Raw genomic sequence first — 390 nt, forward strand, 5'->3', positions numbered from 1 at the left:
CTACAGCGACTTCGGCTTATACCATCCAAAGAACCCATAGCTGCCTGGCATACCCACCCACCAGCACCATTCCTGCAAACCACAGGCAAATCAGTAATAAACAAATTACATATATTATGGTGCTGTGTTTTTGTCGGGAGAAGATACCAGGGTGACCTGTTTCTTTCTGCTCACGCGCGGCGATATAGAATTCAAACATGTCATTTCCCCTTCACTGTTGTTTCCGGGGAAATATTTGCTTCATCCCGATATAAGTAGGCACTCTCCCCTGCCACCTGCCAGAGATGTACTAACGTTGAAAAGCCAACAACACCGTCAGTTTTCAAGTGGTGGCTTTTTTGAAATTGCTTTATTTTTTCTACCAACAAGGGACGCCACTCCGCCGAAGGT

2 protein-coding genes are annotated in these 390 nt (G+C 45.9%); both read right to left on the bottom strand.

The window, feature by feature from the left end; all coding sequences use genetic code 11:
* Positions 1 to 16 precede the first annotated feature (16 nt).
* Positions 17 to 199: a hypothetical protein gene (locus ERX29_RS10875; RefSeq protein ID WP_207999199.1), complete on the bottom strand. Its 183-nt coding sequence runs from the start codon at positions 197 to 199 to the stop codon at positions 17 to 19.
* A gap of 1 nt (position 200) precedes the next feature.
* Positions 201 to 390 (bottom strand): peptidoglycan-binding protein (locus ERX29_RS10880; RefSeq protein WP_133444680.1); only part of this gene is annotated, 190 nt, incomplete at its 5' end.

It is taken from the genome of Macrococcus lamae, assembly GCF_004359545.1.
Taxonomy (GTDB): domain Bacteria; phylum Bacillota; class Bacilli; order Staphylococcales; family Staphylococcaceae; genus Macrococcus; species Macrococcus lamae.

Bases quoted from the DNA above. Each gene is read 5' to 3' on its own strand.
- ERX29_RS10875 (WP_207999199.1), bottom strand. From the start codon at position 199: ATGTTTGAATTCTATATCGCCGCGCGTGAGCAGAAAGAAACAGGTCAC.